This window comes from Sphingomonadaceae bacterium OTU29LAMAA1 (assembly GCA_024072375.1).
In the GTDB taxonomy this organism is placed as follows: domain Bacteria; phylum Pseudomonadota; class Alphaproteobacteria; order Sphingomonadales; family Sphingomonadaceae; genus Sphingomonas.
Map to the genome: position 1 here is coordinate 1,496,184 of CP099617.1, position 17,563 is coordinate 1,513,746.

The following is a 17,563-nucleotide window of genomic DNA, read 5'->3' on the forward strand; positions in this document are numbered from 1 at the left end:
GTCCGATGTTCATGGATTTCCGCGACCAGCCGCCACCGCCCCGTTGGGAGCCTAGGCCGGGTTGCCGGCGGCTTACGCCGCGTGAGCGCAAGGCCGTGGAAGCGATCCTGCTGTTCAACGCCGTGATGCTGGTCTGCGGCCCCCTCGCCGGCGCGACGCTGCTTCAGGCGATTCCGGCGCTGTTCCGCTAGTTACTGCCGGATATACCGGAAATACCACACCTCGTGCCCTTGCCGCCGCGCCTTGCGTTCGTAGCGGGTTTCCGGCCAGTCGTCGGGCCGGGTCAGGAAGTCGCCGGGCTTGCGCGCGGTCCACTCGAAATCGCGACGCTGGTTCATGATCATCATCGCCCAACGGCAATAGGTCGGATCGTCGGTCCCCAGCCGGAACTCGGCGCCCGGCTTCAGCTTGGCGGCGATCGCATCGAGCGGCCCGTGGTTGATCATCCTGCGCTTGGCATGCCGCGCCTTCGGCCACGGATCAGGGTGGAGCAGGTAGACCCGGCTCAGGCTGGCATCGGGAAGCCGTTCCACCACCTCCAGCGCATCGCCCATGTGGAGACGGACGTTGCTCAGGCCGCCGTCGCGGATATGTCCGAGCGCGCCGACGACACCGTTGAGGAACGGCTCGCAACCGATGAAGCCGGTGTCGGGACGCATCGCCGCCTGCCCGGCGAGATGCTCGCCCGCACCGAAACCGATCTCCAGTTCCAGCGGCCGTTCGTCGCCGAACAGAGCCTGCGCATCCAGCGGTCCGGCTTCGGCTATGCTCAGCGATGCCAGCGTCTCCTCGACCAGAGCGGCCTGGCCGATGCGCAGCTTATGGCCCTGACGGCGGCCGTAGAGGCGACGGATGGTAGTGGGATCGTTCATGGTGGCGCGCCCTAGAACGTTTGGCGCGGCAGGGAAACGCCACGTTTGCGGGAAAGCGGTGGAGCAAAGGGTGCGCATGATCCGTTGCAGCAGCGTAATGGCCGAACACACCTCCGACAGCGCATCCGCCAGTTCTTCCCACAGCGACAACGACGATCTGAAGGCGGCCGATGCCAAGGATCTGCATCGTACCGTTCGTGAAGAGGGGGAGGAAGAGTTACGCCGCCCCGCGCTCTCGCTGTTCTGGTCCGGCCTGGCGGCGGGCGTGGCGATCAGTGTATCGCTGGTGACCGAAGCTGCCTTGCATGCCGCGTTGCCCGATATGCCGTGGCGTGAACTGGTGGTCGGTCTGGGCTATCCCGTCGGCTTTCTGGTGGTGATCCTCGGCCGGATGCAATTGTTCACCGAAAGCACGATCACGGCGATGCTGCCCTTGGTGACCCGGCCGTCGGGTTGGGCGCTGACCCGCACGTTGCGACTGTGGGGGATCGTGCTCGGTGCCAATCTGCTGGGTACGATGATCGCCGCGCTGGCGCTGGCCAGCGGCGCGATGGGGAGCGACGCGATTCGTGAAGCGGCGATTGCCATTTCGCTCGGTATCACGGAATTGTCGGCAGGGCGGACCTTCGTCAATGCGATCCCCGCCGGGTTCATGATCGCCATCCTCGCCTGGGCGCTGCCGAATGCGCGCGACCAGAGCGTGCTGGTGATCGTCATCTTCACCTATGTGCTCACCATCGCGGGCTTCAGCCATTCGATCGTCGGTTCGGACGAGGCGTTCCTGCTGATGTTCGCCGGGCGGACCGGCATATGGCAAACGATCGCGGAATTGATCGCGCCGGCCGTGCTGGGCAATCTCGTCGGCGGAGCAGGCGTGTTCGCGCTGCTCGCCCATGCGCAAGTTCGCGGCGAAATGCCGCAGGGAGACGACAGTTGAGCAAGAAGGGCAAGAAAGCCGCCAGGAAACTCGCAAAGGCGGATCGCAAGACGACCCACGACATCGCCGCCCATCGCGATACGGTACCGGCCCGGATCGCCGGGCTGTTCGGGGAACTGGCGGACCAGCCACAGTTGATCACCGCATCGATCGGTACGATCGCGGCCGGCCTGATCGTCCGGCGACCCGATCTGGTTCGCGGCGGCGCGCGCATGCTTGCCGCGCATCTGGTCGCCACCGCCGCGAAGACCGCGATCAAGCGGTCCTTCGACCGCACGCGTCCGGCGAAAGCCTTGCGCGACGGCCATCGCTTCCGCGCGGGCGACAGCACGGATCACGAGCTCAACTCCTTCCCGTCCGGCCATACCGCGGGTGCCGTCGCGGTCGCCCGTGCGGCATCCCGCGAGATTGATGGCGCGGCTGCGCCGGCCGCGCTCGGCGTCGGTGCGATCGCCGCGATCCAGCCGGTGGCGGGCAATCACTATCTGTCGGATGTCATCGTCGGCGGTGCCATCGGGTGGATCGCCGAAGCACTCGTAGACCTGGCCTTCGACCGCATCGTGTCCGCAACCGGGACCATATCGTCAGATCGATAGGCAGATTTTCACCAAAGTTTACCGTCGCTTCAGAAAGCCATGACAGGGACGGGCGTGGAGATGCCCATGGACAGCCCGCCCGAACCCGCCCGCGAAAAGCGCAGCAGCGTCATCGTACGCGCGATCGTACATGGCACGAACGGCACGCAGGCGGAGCGAAGGGTGCGCAATCTGTCGCGCTCCGGAGCCTGCATCGAGCATGACGGCGACCTGACGAACGGTACGACCGTGTTGTTGCAGATGGGTGCGCTCACCGACCTGCCGGCCGTGGTCGTATGGGTCACCGAACGGCTTGCCGGCCTGCGTTTCGCGGACGCCGTCGATCTGGAAGAGGCTCGCAAGCCGCGCGGGATGGGCGTCAAACCCAAGGCAGGCTGGATGACCGACATGAACGATGCCTATCGCAGACCCGCCTGACAAGATTCGGCAAGCGTCGTGCCGGACATAACGAACCCCTCCGCATCCATCGATACGGAGGGGTTGGTCGTTCAGGCCGGTCGGGCGTCCCGGTTCAGGCGACGGCGGCTTTCAGTCGATCGACGAGGTCGGTCTTTTCCCAGGTGAACAGGTCGCCTTCCGGCTCGCGGCCGAAGTGCCCGTAGGCCGCCGACTTCACGTAGATCGGCGCATTGAGCTTCAGATGCTGGCGAATGCCCTTGGGCGTCAGGCGTACGAGCTGTGGCAGCACCTGTTCCAGCTTCGCTTCGTCCACCGTGCCTGTGCCATGCGTGTCGACATAGACCGACAAGGGTTCGGCGATGCCGATCGCATAGGACAACTGGATCGTGCAACGCTTGGCAAGACCCGCGGCGACGACGTTCTTCGCGAGGTAACGCGCAACATAAGCTGCGGAACGATCGACCTTCGTCGGGTCCTTGCCGCTGAACGCGCCACCGCCGTGAGGGGCGGCACCGCCGTAGGTGTCGACGATGATCTTGCGCCCGGTAACGCCGGCATCGCCATCCGGCCCCCCGATCTCGAACGCGCCGGTCGGGTTGATGTAGACCTTGGTCTCGTCGGTGACGAAGCCTTCCGGAAGGATGCCGGTGAAGACGCCGGTGACGTAATCCTTCAGCACCTCGTACCTGGCGGGATCGGCGTTCTCGCCCTGCAGGCAGTAACCGGCCTTGTGCTGGGTCGACACGACCAGCGCGACCGCACGGACGGGCACGCCGTTCTCATAAGCGAGCGTCACCTGGCTCTTCGCGTCCGGCTCGAGGAACGGTGCCTTGCCGGAATGGCGATCGGCCGCCATCGTCTCGAGGATCTTGTGGCTGTAATAGAGCGTCGCCGGCATCAGTCCTGGCGTCTCGTCGGTCGCATAACCGAACATGATGCCCTGATCGCCCGCGCCCTCGTCCTTGTTCGACCCCTCGTCGACACCCATCGCGATTTCCGCGGACTGGCCGTGCAGGTTGTTCTCGAACGTGAAAGTTTCCCAGTGGAAGCCGGTCTGTTCGTAGCCGATCCGGCGAACCGTCGCGCGTACTGCAGCCTCGATCTCGTCGAGCGCGCCGTCAGCCCATGCGCCGTTCTCGTACACGCCCTTGCAACGGATCTCGCCCGCCAGCACGACGAGGTTGGTCGTCGTCAGCGTTTCGCACGCGATGCGCGCCTCGGGGTCCTTGGATAGGAACAGATCGACGATCGTGTCGCTGATCTGGTCGGCGACCTTGTCCGGATGGCCTTCGGAAACCGATTCCGACGTAAAGATATAGCTGCTGCGCATCACTGCCTCATAACGATATAAAGATGCCTTTATATCGGCCCTACCGCTCGCGGGGGCGGATGGCAACGGCGGCGATGACGAACATCAGCGCGACGATCAGCGCCGCCCAGTTGCCGATCCGGCTGAACGGCGTCGGCGGGAGCGCGGGTGGCATCGCCATCTCGATCGCGCCCGCGGTCTCGTGCGGCACGGCGGCGAGCAACCTGCCGTCGGCGGCGATCACCGCCGAGATGCCGGTCGGCGTCGATCGCACGATCGGCAGCCCTTCCTCGATCGCGCGCATCCGCGCCTGCGCCAGATGCTGCGGCGGCCCCCAGCGCCCGAACCACGCGTCGGTGGAAGGATTGAAGATCATGCGCGGTCGATGCGACGGATCGACGACGTGGCCAGAGAAGATGATCTCGTAACAGATCTGGAAACCGATCGCACCGAAGCCGGGAACCTCGAGCGTGCGCGGTCCGGGACCGTCGTCGAAATCGAAATCGCCCGGCACCAGCCGCGCGAGCCCCAGCGGGCGTAGCAGCCACGGCATCGGGAGATATTCGCCGTACGGCACCAGATGCGCCTTGTCGTAGCGCCCGACGATCTGCGCCTTCGCATCCAGCGCGAACACCGAATTGGATGCACCGGCCACGTCCCCCTGCGCATCGAAGCGCAGAGGCGTATGACCGGTCATCAGGATATCGCGCGGACCGAGCCGCTGCGCCAGCCGCCACCGGTTGAACAGCGGGCTCTGGCCGTCGTATATCCACCGGGGATAGCCGCTCTCCAGATAGTCGCGGATCACGCCTTCGGGCCATAGTACCAGTCGCGGCCGCAGCCCGGGCTTGCCCGACTGGCGGAGGAGCGCGGCAAGCATCAGCTCCTGATCGTCCTCGCCGCGCGCATCCTGACCGATGTTCGGTTGCACGACGCGCAGCAATGGCGCGTCCGGTGCGGCGGCGGGTGCCTGCGTCCACGATGCCGAGATCGCGGCAAGCGTCAGAGCCGCCGCGATTGCCGCCGACATCCGCCAGCGGCGCTGCGCCAGCATCAGCAGCGATACCGCCGCCAGCACCGTCACGCCCGACAACGCATAGGTGCCGATCCATGCCGACAATCGCGCGACGCCGATCACGGGCAACCAGATCACGCCGATCGGGTCCCAAGCATAGCCGGTGAACAGCACGGCGCGGAGGTATTCGCTGCCGATCCATGCGGCGGCGAAGACCAGCGCGTAGCGGGCATCCGGCCTCCGTGCCCGCCCGAACTGCCAGCCGATCGCTGCCGTCAGCATCGGGAATACCGCCAGATACAACGCGAGGGCGACCGCGGCGAAATAACCGAGCACCGGCGGCATCTTGTCCTGAAAGTCGAACGCGTGCTGAAACCAGTTGTTGTTGATCGTGAAGTGCCCAACGCCCCAGCACCAGCCGATCCATACGGCCCTGCGCCGTGTCGGCGCGGCATGGACCAGCATGGCGAGGCCCGCGAGACCGATCACGGTGAGCGGCCATATTTGCAGCGGCGCAAAGCCGGTTGCGGCGATCGCACCGAGCAGCAGCGCTATGAAGGCAGGACGGCGGGTCAGAAAGCTAGGCATCGCCGCGGCATGTAATGGCGCGCCACGCAAAAGTCCTGCCCTGCGAAAGGAGGACCGAAGCAAGATGCAAACGATACGTGCAGTCCCGTCCGCGGAGGAGGCAAGCATCGAACTCCAGACCTGAGCGCAATGCTTATGCGCCCGTCAGCGCAGGCATGCGCCCCCCTCCGGCCGGTGACGACGGAATGGACAACCTCGCCTTCAAGACAGTGGCATCTGTCCCTGCCCCGCCCTATCTCCGTCGAGATGAAGCTGCGCCCGTTCCACCTCGCCTTTCCGGTCCACGACCTTGCCGCCGCTCGCGCCTTCTACGGCGGCACGCTCGGCTGCGCGGAGGGGCGTTCGAGCGATCACTGGATCGATTTCGATCTGTTCGGACACCAGATCGTCGCGCATCTCGATCCCGCCGCGCACGCCGTCGCAGTATCGAACGCGGTGGATGGGCACGACGTCCCGGTGCCGCATTTCGGGGTCGTGCTGACGATGCCCGACTGGCAGGCGCTGAGCGAACGCGTGGCCGCCGCCGGGGTGCGTTTCGGTATCGAGCCGCACATCCGCTTCCAGGATCAGCCCGGCGAGCAAGCGACGATGTTCTTCCAAGACCCATCCGGTAACGCGCTGGAGTTCAAGGCGTTCGCCGACGATGGGATGCTGTTCGCGACCACAAAGGACCCCGCATGAGCGCCCCGATCGAGATCAACGTTCCCCATCAGCTCGGCAAACAGGCGGTCCGCGACCGGCTGGACGGCGGTATCGGCAAGATCGGCCGGATGATTCCCGGCGGCGCGCAGGTCGATCACCGCTGGGAAGCGGATACGATGCACTTCACCGTGCAGGCTATGGGGCAGTCGATCGGTTGCCGCGCAACGGTGTCCGACACCAACGTCCATGCCATCGTCGACCTGCCGGGCTTCCTGGGCCTGTTCGCCGGCAAGATCCGCGACGTGATCCAGCAGGAAGCGCCGAAATTGCTGAAGTAGATCGTCGGCATACGGGGGTCACCCCATGTGCCGCTTGTCGAGCTTTCGCGCCAGCGTGCGGCGGTGCATCCCCAGACGCCGGGCCGCTTCCGAGATGTTGAAGTCCACGTCCGCCAGCGTCTGATGGATATGCTCCCATTCCAGCGTCTTGATCGAGGTCGGTGGCGCGGGCGCGATCGTCGCACCGGCATCGCCGTCGACGCGCGCGAACGCCGCCTCGATATCGTCGGTATTGGCAGGTTTGGTGAGATAATTTGTCGCGCCCAGCTTGATCGCCTCGACCGCGGTAGCGATGCTGGCGAAGCCGGTGAGGACGACGATCTTCATGCTCGCGTCGAGCGCATGTAGCGCCGCGACGCATGTGAGCCCGGACGCGCCGCCCAGCCGCAGGTCGACCACCGCATAATCCGGGCGGAAATCCGCCACCTGCGCCTCCAGACCGTCCGGCCCGGATAGCGTCGCCACCGCATAGCCGCGCCGTTCGAAAGACCGCGCTAGCGTTCGCGCGAAACTGGCGTCGTCCTCGACGATCAGCAGCCTGCGGCCCCCGGTCATGCCGTCGTCAACGCGAGGCTGGCGATTGGCAGACGCAGGACCGTCTCCGCGCCACCGTTCGCGAGATTGCGCGCCTGCAATGTCCCGCCGAGCGTCCGCAGCACATTGGTCGCAAGGAACAACCCGAGCCCCGCTCCCTTCCGATCCTTGCTGCTGTTGTAGGGGCGCCCGAGCGCGGCGAGCACCTCGGCGGAAAAACCGTTGCCATCGTCCCGTACGCTCATCACCACGATCCCGTCCTCCAAGCCCGCAATCAGCGTGATCGCGGATGCGCCGGCTTCCGCCGCATTGTCGAGCAGATTGGTCAGCGCCTGACCCAGGGCGCGATCCGCGACGATCGGCCGGTCATCGCCCAACCGATCCTCGAACAGGACGCGGCCCGGCCACGCCGCGACGATGCCGGTCAGGAACCGGCGTAACGTCGTTCGTTCGGGCGCCTCACCGGTCACCTCGCCCGCCGCGAACAGGATGCCCGAGACGATCGACTTGCAGCGCATGACTTCCGCCTGCATCTCATCGACTTCCGCCGCCAGCCGCGGCTCGCGACGGATCGCCGGTTCGCTCTTCCAGTCGCCGAGCAGGACCGAGATCGACGACAGTGGCGTCCCGAGTTCATGCGCCGCACCGCTCGCGAGCAATCCCATGCGGATGATATGATCCTCTTCGGCCGCGCGCTGGCGCATCGCGGCGAGATGCGCGTCCCGACTGCGCAAATTGGCGGCGATCCGCGTCACGAACAGCACCAGCAACACCGCCGCCAGCACGAAATTGCACCAGAGACCAAGGATGTAGGCCGGCGACAGGCTGGTCGCCAGCCAAGGCGGCAAATTGAGCGGCGGACTGGCCAGCGCGACGATCGCGAACGCGGCGGACGTGATCCCCACCAGCGCCCAACTCGACCAAGCATGCAGCAGCACCGCACCCATCACCACCTGCAACAGGTACAGCGACACGAAAGGATTGGCGGCGCCCCCGCTCAGGTGCAATTGCACGGTCAGGGCGACGACATCGCACACCAGCGCGCCGAACAGCTGGAAATTGGTCACCGGCCAGTGCGGATGCCCCAGCCCCGTCATCACGTTGAGCATGACGAGCGCGGCGAGCACGACCGCCATCGGTGCGACCGGCAGCTGGATGCCGAGCCCGTAATGGACCGTCAGGATCGTGGCACATTGTCCGCCGACGGCGAGCCAGCGGAGCAGCACCAGCTGGCGCATGTTGCGGGCCGCGGCATCTTCGGGCGCGGGCGGCGGCAGGCGGATAGGATGCGTGGCCATCGCCGCGAGTGTAGGCGCGATCCCGGCTGAGCGCGACAGCGCTCTGCCTCCCCGATACCCCCGCGCATCCTGCATTCGCGGGGGTATCGGGAATATCGGTGCGGCGAGCGCCGGCGTTTGCCTACTTAAGCTTGGCAGCAGTCTCCGCGATGCGCTTGCCCTGATAACGGGCACCCGCCAGTTCCTCCTCATGCGGCTGACGCGAGCCGTCGCCACCCGCGATCGTCGTCGCGCCATACGGCGAACCACCGCGAACTTCGTCGACGCCCATCTGGCCCTGGAAACCATAATCGAGACCGACGATCGTCATGCCGTGGTGCAGCAGGTTAGTAATGATCGAGAACAGGGTCGTCTCCTGCCCGCCATGCTGGCTGGCGGTGGAGGTGAACGCGCCGCCAACCTTGCCGACCAGTCCGCCGCGCATCCACAATCCACCGGTGGTGTCCCAGAAGCTCGCCATCTGGGCGGGCATACGGCCGTAACGAGTCGGCGCACCGACGACGATCGCGTCGTAATTCGCCAGCGCGTCGGGACTTTCGATCAGCGGATGCGCCGTATCGGTCTTAAAATGTGCCGCCTGCACCACCGCATCCGGCGCCGTTTCGGCGACGCGGCGGATGTCGACCTCGGCACCCCCGGCGCGCGCGCCTTCGGCGACCGCGTCCGCCATCTGCTCGATATGGCCATAGGAAGAGTAATAGAGCACCAGAACCTTGGTCATGCGAACGTCTCCAATAAATCTCGTCGACGCCAAGATGGGCGGCGTCGATCGTCGCGTAAACGGAAACGATGGAAACCGATCGTTTCCACGCTAGGTTCCTCCCGCCATCCGGAGGACGAATATGCGACTACCCGATCTGGAAGCCTGGGCGATCTTCGCCGCCGTCGTCGAGCATCGCTCGTTCAGCGGCGCCGCGGATGCGATCGGGCTGAGCAAGGCGACCGTATCGAAGGCGATCACCCGGTTGGAAGAACGGATCGGCCAGTCACTGTTCGCCCGCACATCGCGCCGGCTGGCCCTGACCGAAGCGGGCAAGCCCCTGGCCGAACACGCCAAACGTATCCTTGCCGAGGCACAGGCTGCGGAGGAGGCGGCACGCGATGCGGCCAGCGCACCGACTGGCCGGGTCCGTTTGGCGACACCGATGAGCTTTGGGATCAGCAACGTCGCGCCACTGCTCGCCCGCTTCCTCGCCGCGCATCCGGGCATCGAGATCGACCTGCATTGTTCGGACGCGAGAGTGGATATCGTCGCGGAAGGGTTCGATGTCGCGCTGCGGATCGGCGATCTGCCCGACAGCAGCCTGCGCGCGCGCCGGCTCTGCTCGATCGCAGCGCATCTGGTCGCAGCGCCCACCTATCTGATGGCGCATGGGACCCCGACGCATCCGTCGGAACTCACCCGGCACCGCATTCTCGGCTATTCGAACGTGCTCGGCCCGTGGCGATTCCAGCATGCCGACGGCGGCGATGTCGCGATTAGGCCGCAGGGGCCGCTGACGGCGAACAGCGGCGAGGCGTTGCTGCCGACCCTGATCGCCGGTCTCGGCATCGCGCGCCTGCCCGGCTTCATCGTCGGGCCGCACATCGCCAGCGGGGAGGTGGTGGAGATACTGCCCGAATGGGCGCCGGAACCGATCGGCCTTCACATCCTGACGCCGCCCAGCACGCTGCGTCCGGCCCGCGTCGAGGCGCTGATCGCGTTTCTGTCAGCCACGCTGCACGATCCGTGTGCGGTGAGGGATCAGCCCGATCGCGCAACCTGAAATCCCGCGAACGACTGGCTAACCGGCATCAACTCCAGGCGGTTGATGTTGAGGTGCGGCGGCAGCGTCGCGACCCAAAGCATCGTCGCCGCGATATCCTCCGCCGTCATCGGATCGGCGCCCTTGTAGAGCGCGTCGGACGCCTGCTGACTGCCGCCGGTGCGCACCTTGGTGAACTCCGTCTCCACCATCCCCGGCTCGATCGAGGTGACGCGCACGCCCTTGCCATGCAGGTCCGACCGCAGGCCGAGCGAGAACTGCTCGACGAAGGCCTTGGTGCCGCCATAGACGTTGCCGCCGGCATAGGGGTAGGTCGCGGCGACCGACGACAGGTTGATGATCGCACCCTTGCGCGCGATCAGCCCGGGCAGCAGCCGATGCGTCAGCGATACCAGAGCCGTGACGTTGGTCGCGATCATCGTCCGCCAGTCGGCCGGGTCCGCCTCGTGCGCCGGTTTCGTACCCAATGCGAGCCCCGCATTGTTGATGAGCAGATCGATTGCCCGCCAATCGTCCGGCAGGCTCGCCAGAGTCGCGTCCATCGCGTCGTCGTCGGAGACATCGAACGCGAGCACATGGACCGATTCCGCCCCCAACCTCGCCTGCAACACTGCCAGCCGGTCAGCCCGCCGTCCGGTCGCGATCACGCGCCAGCCCGCGCCCACGAACTCCTCGACCGCAGCAAGGCCGATGCCGGAGGTCGCGCCGGTGATGAAGGCGGTGGGTGTCATGATGTATCCTTCGGTTGGATTCGCGAGCCGTTCGCTTCGAGACCGCTAGAACCAAATGCCGGCCCGACAATCAACCGGTCTCGCCGCGATGAAACGCCGCTGGCGAGACGGCAGCCGAGTAACCCCGCTTTCAGCCCCCCGCGTCGCGCAGCGGATCCCGCTCGGCCAGCATGACCGGATCGTCCGCCCGCCAGCGCCTCCTCAAGGCAGAAGGTAGAGGCGACGTTCCGCACCACCTCTTCCCCCGCCGTATCGAGGGTCGGTTTATCCTCGTCGGTCAGCTCAACGCGCAACCTGATGTGCGATCATGGTTTCACTACGCTTGTCTTGATGTTGGTGACGTTCATCGGTTTGGAGCGCCCTAGCCTTTACCAAGGAAGGGGAGACTCCCGAACTTTAACGGCCGATGCTGGGCCAGCACTTCGGATTTCCGCAAGAGCTGAGTTCGCGCATTTGGTGCTTGATCACCTTCCATTTGCGGTCGGTAATGTAGTCCGCCTGGAAGCGGCCGAACTTCACGGGACGTTTCGAACCTTGTATCGGAACATTTCAGTAACAAGACTCGCTTCATCAAGCGGGCGGGTAACTCAAGTGACAGCGGTACACCCAACCTGCCCATTCGCAATCAAGGCTTTCGAACAAGGTGGTGCCCCACAGGGGACAAAGCTGGGTATTGGAAGATTTAGTCAGTCGTCAGTAACGCAACGCATCGACGCTGGATCACGCGGCCATACGTTTGACGCACCCACGTCTCGTCGTTTAGCCCCTTCTGTCGCGCTCCGCCTCTAACGCGGCCAATTTGATGGGATCGTCGGCTGCCAGCGCCTCTTCGAGGTAGAAGCCATGGGGTATATCGCGCACCACCTGTTGCGCCTCGCCGCTGTATCCTTCCGCTATAACCGGGAATGCGTCCACCAATTCACGTAAAAATCCCTTGTCCATCTCTTGGAGATGACCGCCGAGCGCTTCCATCATTTTCACGGCGGTATCGAGGTTGAGGTCTTCCTCGTCGGTAAGCTCGAGAAAAACGACATATTCTGCGATAATGCCCGCAACCTGCATAGCAATCATGGTTTGACGACCTTTACGTGGTTGTTGGTGACGTTCATCGTCTTAAATAATCTCAAGGCCTTGGCCTTCTGGATCGCCGTGGGAACCTCCCACAACCCGATCAGGCGGTGTTCGGCCAACACAGCCGACTGCCGCACGATCTGAGCTCGCGCGCGCGGCCTGTCCACGACAGACCATTTTCGGTCGATCACGTAATCGCCCTGGATGCCGTCAAACTTTACAGGCCGCTTCGAGCCGTCGGCCATTGTCCGTATCAATGTCGGGGCTTGACCGGGACGCGCGCCGGCTGCTGCGTCGTTATACAGCTTCCATGGTTTTTTGGATTTGCTCGTTTCCCTGACCCAGCCGATCTGCGGCGGATCATAGCTCGTGCGCGGCACCGCCTTGCGCAGCCGGCTCAATCCGGAGACCTTGCTCAGCGCCGCCCCGGGCGCTGCCACAAGCGAAATGTTCCCGGCAACCGTCCCCGATGCACGGCCGATATCTCGCGCCGAGGCGTCGGCAATGGCGCTGGCCGCACGGGAAACCTGGATATAGGCGGGCGTATCCTCAGCAGCGATCGCGGCATCGATCACACCCGCGATTCTGTGACCGGCGTTGCGAACCGTGGTCGCCGGATTCGTCGTTAGCGCACCATAAACTCCCGCCGCCGTTCCTTTCCCAACATCGTATAGCCCCTCGCCGACTCCACCGATAAATTCGGTAAGAGAACCTGGTTCGTTACCGGGCCGCCGCCCGTCTATACGCCCGGGCCGCACCGCTGGTGAGGCATAGGTCATCGGCTTTCGGCGCTCTCTCTTCGGCAGTTGAGCAGGCTGTGATCCCGCGATCGGCAGTGACGCGATCCGCGACTTTCTAAGTTTCCCTAAGGCAGAAGGGCCGCCAGCGCTGGCCGACGTCCGACTGCTTCCCCTGTTAATACCATCGGCCTCTCCCGCTCCATAACGGTGTCCCGAGCCAGCAAAGGTGAATCGGCCATCTGCCGGATCATGCCACGGGTTGAACTTGAGTTCGAGACCGTCAGGACTGCGTACCGGTGGCAGCGTACCTGTTCGCAGCCACCATGAAAAAGCACTCGACTGCCCACCGCCTGCTATCCTGTTCATGCCGCTCCGCCTTTCATTACGGCGAGAACATCTGAGCAACATTCCGCAACAAGTCAAGTTTGGACATTACGGGCCAGCGGGACGGTGCCCACCTCGGTCGTCTTCAAAGTACGTCTTTTAAAGAATGGTGCCCCACAGAGGACAAAGCTGGGCACTCAAATTATTGGGAAATTGCGATCAGTCGCCGGTGACCTCGCCCTCATCGTCCGGCAGTTCCTTTCGGACGCGCCGGTTGCGAACGTCCTTCAGCACGTCCTTCATCTCGAACAGCAACGCACGACCCTCGTCCGTCTTCCCGTTGGTGTCGTCGTGGTCGGCCGCAAATAGCGCCTTGGCCCGCACGGCTAGGTTCATCAGCGACGCATAGCGCTCCTCGCCCAGCTTTTTGCGGACGACCTCGAATCCGCCGGTAAGCGTGTGGAACTCGCTGTCAATATTTTGCCCGGGAAAGTCGCCGAGACGGTCCACGAATGTCGGCGCATCCAGGATCATCGACCCCAATAGGTCGTTGATCTCGCTTAGCGAGCCGGGAATGTAGGGTTTGGGATTGAAGTAGGGGTTCGGTCTGCTCATCGTTTCGTCTCCGGACGAGGAATAGCATAGGTGTGGTCGGATCCGAGCTGGCGCGGGCGGATGATGACCACGCGGCTCGGACGGAAATCGGCGTCAAAGAATCCTCGAACTTGCGGTGTGCTCAGCGTCTTGCGGGTCAGGGTTACGTCGAACGCCACGTCGTTCACCCGCGCATCGGGACGGCGATAGGTCAAATCGCCACCCGAACTATTGTTCTCCCTCCGATTGACCCTCACCGGCCCCGCGCCTGCCGAGTCGATGCCGATTTGGTTATATTGCCTACGAAGGCGCAAACGCACCTGCTGATCCACATAGTTGCCCAGCGCTTCCTGATCAGACAGCCTCGGTGTGAGCCGACCTGCCTTAAGCAGCGCCACCCCCTGGTCATATGCCTCATCTGTGCGTCGTTGCACGAAGCGAAGCGTCTCCACCTGCAGCGACTCATAGTTACCCCTCACGCGCAGTGACTGCAGCGCGCTGGAAACGCAGATCGTTCACCTTCGCTGTCAGGCCCTGTATCGTCTCGATCCGATTGCCGAGCGTGTCAGTCGGCACAATCTCGTCATAATGCCAGGCAGGATCGATAGCCTTGATCTGAGCTGAAAGCTGCCGCGTTTGATTCTGCAGCACCTCCGCGGTCATTGCCTCTGCAGGGCCGGTGAGATCGAATAGGTTGTCAGCCACTGCGACCACCGCGCCGCCGGGCGAGTTGCGAAGTCCTGGGAACGACTGTTCCAAGGTCATGGGATCCTCGAAGGCTCGGGTGTTCCCACCCCGCCCAACCACCGGTCTCTGCGGAGGTGCCGCAAGTTGCGCTCCGATATGTTGTTCGATTGCCGGCGGGTTTGGATGGGTAGATGCCCGACGGCCTCCCGTCTGCCCACCAATTGTCGTCGCGGAATCCAGCGCGTCCGAGTTCCGGGGGCGGACATTCGCATATCGTGCCGAAATCCCGTCGGTGCCCGACGCTCCGCCGGGAGCAAAGGTGAACTGCCCGTTGCGGGGATCGTGGTAGGGATTGAACTTGAGTTCGGTTCCGTCAGCCAGCCGAACCGTGGGAAGGTGCCCTGTCCTCAGCCAGCGCCCGAAAGCGCGCCGTTGTTCCTCCAAGTCGATGACCATGATGCCGCCCCGCTCCGTTGCAGCCGGAACATAAGAGCAACATTCTCCAACAGGTCAAGCCCAAGCCAGCGCGCGCGCGTTATCGAGTCACCATCAGGTGACCAGCTCCGTCCTCTACGGTCCTAGATTTTAGAGTGTGGTGCCGCTTACAGGACTCGAACCTGTGACCCCCGCATTACGAATGCGATGCTCTACCAGCTGAGCTAAAGCGGCACGGGCGAAGCGGCCATCAGGCCGTTCGGGGGTGCGCCTAACAGGTCGATCGGGGGCTGACAAGCATCGCTTTGCATTCGCGGCTTTACGACCCGTTTACCACAGCCGGCGCACAAGCGGTGTCGAACCGGGGCTGCAAGGTCCGCGTATGAAGGGTTTGGGCATGGATAGCGCACGCGACTTCGATGGCGAGCGACTGGCGATCGACGATGTGATGGATGTGGAGCTGGATCACGGCGGCGTCGATGAGGCGGGCGTCGACGATGCGATGTTCGACCTGGGCGGCGACGAGCGACGAATGCACGTACGCGCCTACAATCACTGGGTTTCCCTGCTGAAGGGTCGCGCCTATCCGGGCATCGACGATCTGGATCCCGCCAATATCGGCGATTTCGGCCCGCACAGCGTGCTGCTGGATTTCACCGACGGGATCGAAAATCCGACGATCGCCTATCTCGGCCGCAGTCTTCGCGAGGAATGCGGACTGGAGGTCAGCATCACGCGAATCGCCGATGTGCCCGGACGATCCCTGCTGTCGCGCCTCACCGACCATTATCTGCAGATCATCGCAAATCGCGCGCCGATCGGCTTCGAGGCGGAGTTCGTCGGTACGCGGGGCCGCACCACGCTGTATCGCGGCATCCTGATGCCCTTCTCATCCGAGGGTGAGACGATCGACTTCATCTATGGCGTCATCAACTGGAAGGAGATGGTGGACGCGGATACGCAGGCCACGCTGGACGCTGAACTCGACGCCGCCGTGCGGACGGCTCCGAAGCCCGCCCCCGATTCGCAGGTGTGGGCCGATGGCCCGAGCGGCGGGTTCGAATCTTCGGAAGAGCCGGTTGATACGCTGCCGAACGGATCGCTCGGCGAACAATTGATGATGGCACGCGAAAGTGCCGCCGCCGTACGCGCCGCCGATACCCGTGGTCGTGCGGCGCTGTACCGGGCGCTGGGCCGCGCGCATGACTTCGCCATCGCCTGTGAAGAGGATGCCGACGGCTATGCCGCGCTGCTTGAATCGTCGGGGTTGAAGGTGCAGCCGCGCGCGCCGCTGACGCCGATCGTCAAGCTGGTTTTCGGCGCGGACTACGACAAGACCCGGCTGGCCGAATATGGCGCCGTGCTGGCCCATGCCCGTCGGCATTATATCGTTGCGGGCGAACTGGCGCGGTTTCTCGACGCTGCGGACGGTGGGATCAAGGCGGTGGTCGCCGCCGAGCGCGCGGCCAAACGTCCGGTCAAGCGGCCCGACGTGTTCGACCGCGTCGCCGCTGAACTGCGCGTACTGCCGACGCTCGGCAATGTGGCGATCGGCGCGGGCGCGGATGAATTCGTCGTGTTGCTGGCACGCGCCGGAGCAGACGGCACGGTCGACGTCATCAAGCGGGTCGAGGGCAAGGGACTGGTCGACAGTATCGTACGCAAGGCGGCGGCCTGACACCGCTCGCGTGATGGGCGCTTACGCTCAGGCTAGTATGGCCGGGCGATTGTCGCGTCGTGCCGGGCGAGTCCAGCCCAGTGCCACCGCCACGCTGCCCGCCATCAGGCCGAAGAGCATCAGCCATGTCAGTGGGAGCCTTGCCGTCGTCAGGAATGCGGCGATCCATGACGGGCTTTTCGCCAGCGTCTCGAACCCCACGATCTGCACGGCGATCACCGCCGCTGCCACCGCCCATGGGCGACCGGCGCGCGGATCGCGCCGCCATAACCACCACAGCGCGACGATCCCCGCGCAGAGGTTGGCGCATTGCGCGCTCCAGCCGAAGATCGGAAAGTCCTGCGGTCCCCGGACGACGAAACCGGGAACCGTCTGCGCGAGAACGCGGCCGAGCACGGGGCTGACCAGAGGCAGAGCGGTGGAGAGCATATAGCCGGCGTGCAATCGAACGTCGTGCCGGTGCCGCAACGCCATGCCGGCCGCGTAGAGCAATGCGCCGAATGCGGCCGCGTCGATGAATGCCAGGCGCGCGCCCCAGAGCGCGTAGAAGGGATTCCCGCCGAGGGTGCCCGCCGCCATCGAATGGATCACCCCCATCGCGCCGGCGGCGAACAACGGGATCGCGACGAACGTCGCCAGCCCCAGCGTGCGATGCACCGCGATCAGCCCACGCTGTGGCGTCCAGCTTTGCACGAGCAGGAGCAGCATCCACAGCGAGGCGGTGATGCCATGGGCATGAAAGCCGGGCGACGCCGTTGACAGAACCGTGAAATAACTGCGCTGAAATGCGAAAACAGTGGCGACGATCAACGCGACGATGAACATCCAGGCGTGGCGATACGGCATGATTCCCCCCGAAACCAATACGAACTCGAGAGAGACCATAAGCCCCGCGCCTGGCGAGTCCATCGCCATGCACGATCATGCTGGATCGCCATGATTTTCGTGGTCGGTGTCTCGTCAGCTGGCATCAGCGACCCCGCCTTTTTACGGCACCTGTCGAAACGCT

21 protein-coding genes and 1 tRNA gene are annotated in these 17,563 nt (G+C 64.5%); 8 read left to right on the forward strand and 14 right to left on the reverse strand.

The genetic code is table 11. The features are described 5' to 3' along the window. Nucleotides 1–5: 5 nt before the first annotated feature. Nucleotides 6–191, forward strand: a complete 186-nt coding sequence (locus NF699_07430; protein ID USU06480.1) for a hypothetical protein — start codon at nt 6–8, stop codon at nt 189–191. Here NF699_07430 and trmB read toward each other — a convergent pair whose 3' ends face one another. Further along, nucleotides 192–872 (reverse strand): tRNA (guanosine(46)-N7)-methyltransferase TrmB, encoded by a 681-nt coding sequence (gene trmB, locus NF699_07435; protein USU06481.1) that lies wholly within the window; start codon nt 870–872, stop codon nt 192–194. Between the two features lie 97 nt (nt 873–969). On the opposite strand from trmB, the gene NF699_07440 reads away from it, so the two are divergent. From NF699_07440 to NF699_07450, 3 genes are all read left to right on the forward strand, one after another. Beyond that, complete coding sequence (locus NF699_07440) at nt 970–1,809, forward strand: formate/nitrite transporter family protein (GenBank protein USU06482.1); 840 nt, start codon at nt 970–972, stop codon at nt 1,807–1,809. Beyond that, nucleotides 1,806–2,405, forward strand: a complete 600-nt coding sequence (locus NF699_07445) for a phosphatase PAP2 family protein (GenBank protein ID USU06483.1) — start codon at nt 1,806–1,808, stop codon at nt 2,403–2,405. The genes NF699_07440 and NF699_07445 overlap by 4 nt, the downstream gene beginning before the upstream one ends. 66 nt (nt 2,406–2,471) lie before the next feature. Beyond that, nucleotides 2,472–2,822 (forward strand): PilZ domain-containing protein, encoded by a 351-nt coding sequence (locus NF699_07450; GenBank protein USU06484.1) that lies wholly within the window; start codon nt 2,472–2,474, stop codon nt 2,820–2,822. Nucleotides 2,823–2,916: 94 nt separating this feature from the next. Here NF699_07450 and metK read toward each other — a convergent pair whose 3' ends face one another. Together metK and lnt are read right to left on the reverse strand one after the other, a co-directional pair. After that, nucleotides 2,917–4,134, reverse strand: coding sequence for a methionine adenosyltransferase (metK, locus tag NF699_07455; protein ID USU06485.1), 1,218 nt, complete (start codon nt 4,132–4,134; stop codon nt 2,917–2,919). Nucleotides 4,135–4,174: 40 nt separating this feature from the next. After that, nucleotides 4,175–5,716 (reverse strand): apolipoprotein N-acyltransferase, encoded by a 1,542-nt coding sequence (lnt, locus tag NF699_07460; protein USU06486.1) that lies wholly within the window; start codon nt 5,714–5,716, stop codon nt 4,175–4,177. Between the two features lie 246 nt (nt 5,717–5,962). On the opposite strand from lnt, the gene NF699_07465 reads away from it, so the two are divergent. Both NF699_07465 and NF699_07470 read left to right on the forward strand, forming a co-directional pair. After that, nucleotides 5,963–6,397: a VOC family protein gene (locus NF699_07465; GenBank protein ID USU06487.1), complete on the forward strand. Its 435-nt coding sequence runs from the start codon at nt 5,963–5,965 to the stop codon at nt 6,395–6,397. Then, on the forward strand, nt 6,394–6,696 hold the full coding sequence (locus tag NF699_07470) for a polyhydroxyalkanoic acid system family protein (protein ID USU06488.1): 303 nt from the start codon (nt 6,394–6,396) through the stop codon (nt 6,694–6,696). Before NF699_07465 ends, NF699_07470 begins: the two co-directional genes overlap by 4 nt. 18 nt (nt 6,697–6,714) lie before the next feature. On the opposite strand, the gene NF699_07475 is transcribed toward NF699_07470, so the two are convergent. The 3 genes from NF699_07475 to wrbA all read right to left on the reverse strand — a co-directional run bounded on the left by NF699_07475 (nt 6,715) and on the right by wrbA (nt 9,249). Beyond that, nucleotides 6,715–7,251: a response regulator transcription factor gene (locus NF699_07475; protein USU06489.1), complete on the reverse strand. Its 537-nt coding sequence runs from the start codon at nt 7,249–7,251 to the stop codon at nt 6,715–6,717. Beyond that, nucleotides 7,248–8,528 (reverse strand): ATP-binding protein, encoded by a 1,281-nt coding sequence (locus NF699_07480; protein USU06490.1) that lies wholly within the window; start codon nt 8,526–8,528, stop codon nt 7,248–7,250. The genes NF699_07475 and NF699_07480 overlap by 4 nt, the downstream gene beginning before the upstream one ends. Nucleotides 8,529–8,649: 121 nt before the next feature. Next, nucleotides 8,650–9,249 (reverse strand): NAD(P)H:quinone oxidoreductase, encoded by a 600-nt coding sequence (gene wrbA, locus NF699_07485; protein USU06491.1) that lies wholly within the window; start codon nt 9,247–9,249, stop codon nt 8,650–8,652. A gap of 121 nt (nt 9,250–9,370) precedes the next feature. On the opposite strand from wrbA, the gene NF699_07490 reads away from it, so the two are divergent. Continuing rightward, a complete protein-coding gene (locus tag NF699_07490) occupies nt 9,371–10,294 on the forward strand; it encodes a LysR family transcriptional regulator (GenBank protein ID USU06492.1) in 924 nt (307 codons plus the stop codon). Here NF699_07490 and NF699_07495 read toward each other — a convergent pair. The 7 genes from NF699_07495 to NF699_07525 all read right to left on the reverse strand — a co-directional run bounded on the left by NF699_07495 (nt 10,273) and on the right by NF699_07525 (nt 15,110). Further along, entirely contained in the window at nt 10,273–11,025 is a 753-nt protein-coding gene (locus NF699_07495) for an SDR family NAD(P)-dependent oxidoreductase (GenBank protein ID USU06493.1), read from the reverse strand. The two genes, NF699_07490 and NF699_07495, sit on opposite strands and share 22 nt — an antisense overlap. 759 nt (nt 11,026–11,784) lie before the next feature. Next, entirely contained in the window at nt 11,785–12,096 is a 312-nt protein-coding gene (locus NF699_07500; GenBank protein ID USU06494.1) for a hypothetical protein, read from the reverse strand. After that, entirely contained in the window at nt 12,093–13,202 is a 1,110-nt protein-coding gene (locus tag NF699_07505) for a hypothetical protein (GenBank protein USU06495.1), read from the reverse strand. Before NF699_07505 ends, NF699_07500 begins: the two co-directional genes overlap by 4 nt. A gap of 177 nt (nt 13,203–13,379) precedes the next feature. Continuing rightward, nucleotides 13,380–13,775 (reverse strand): hypothetical protein, encoded by a 396-nt coding sequence (locus NF699_07510; protein USU06496.1) that lies wholly within the window; start codon nt 13,773–13,775, stop codon nt 13,380–13,382. Then, nucleotides 13,772–14,206: a hypothetical protein gene (locus NF699_07515; GenBank protein USU06497.1), complete on the reverse strand. Its 435-nt coding sequence runs from the start codon at nt 14,204–14,206 to the stop codon at nt 13,772–13,774. The genes NF699_07510 and NF699_07515 overlap by 4 nt, the downstream gene beginning before the upstream one ends. 16 nt (nt 14,207–14,222) lie before the next feature. Then, nucleotides 14,223–14,519, reverse strand: coding sequence for a hypothetical protein (locus NF699_07520; GenBank protein ID USU06498.1), 297 nt, complete (start codon nt 14,517–14,519; stop codon nt 14,223–14,225). Nucleotides 14,520–15,034: 515 nt separating this feature from the next. After that, nucleotides 15,035–15,110 (reverse strand) — tRNA-Thr (locus NF699_07525). A gap of 163 nt (nt 15,111–15,273) precedes the next feature. Here NF699_07525 and NF699_07530 point away from each other — a divergent pair. After that, complete coding sequence (locus NF699_07530) at nt 15,274–16,554, forward strand: hypothetical protein (protein USU06499.1); 1,281 nt, start codon at nt 15,274–15,276, stop codon at nt 16,552–16,554. A gap of 27 nt (nt 16,555–16,581) precedes the next feature. Here NF699_07530 and NF699_07535 read toward each other — a convergent pair whose 3' ends face one another. After that, complete coding sequence (locus tag NF699_07535) at nt 16,582–17,400, reverse strand: hypothetical protein (GenBank protein USU06500.1); 819 nt, start codon at nt 17,398–17,400, stop codon at nt 16,582–16,584. Nucleotides 17,401–17,563 lie beyond the last annotated feature (163 nt).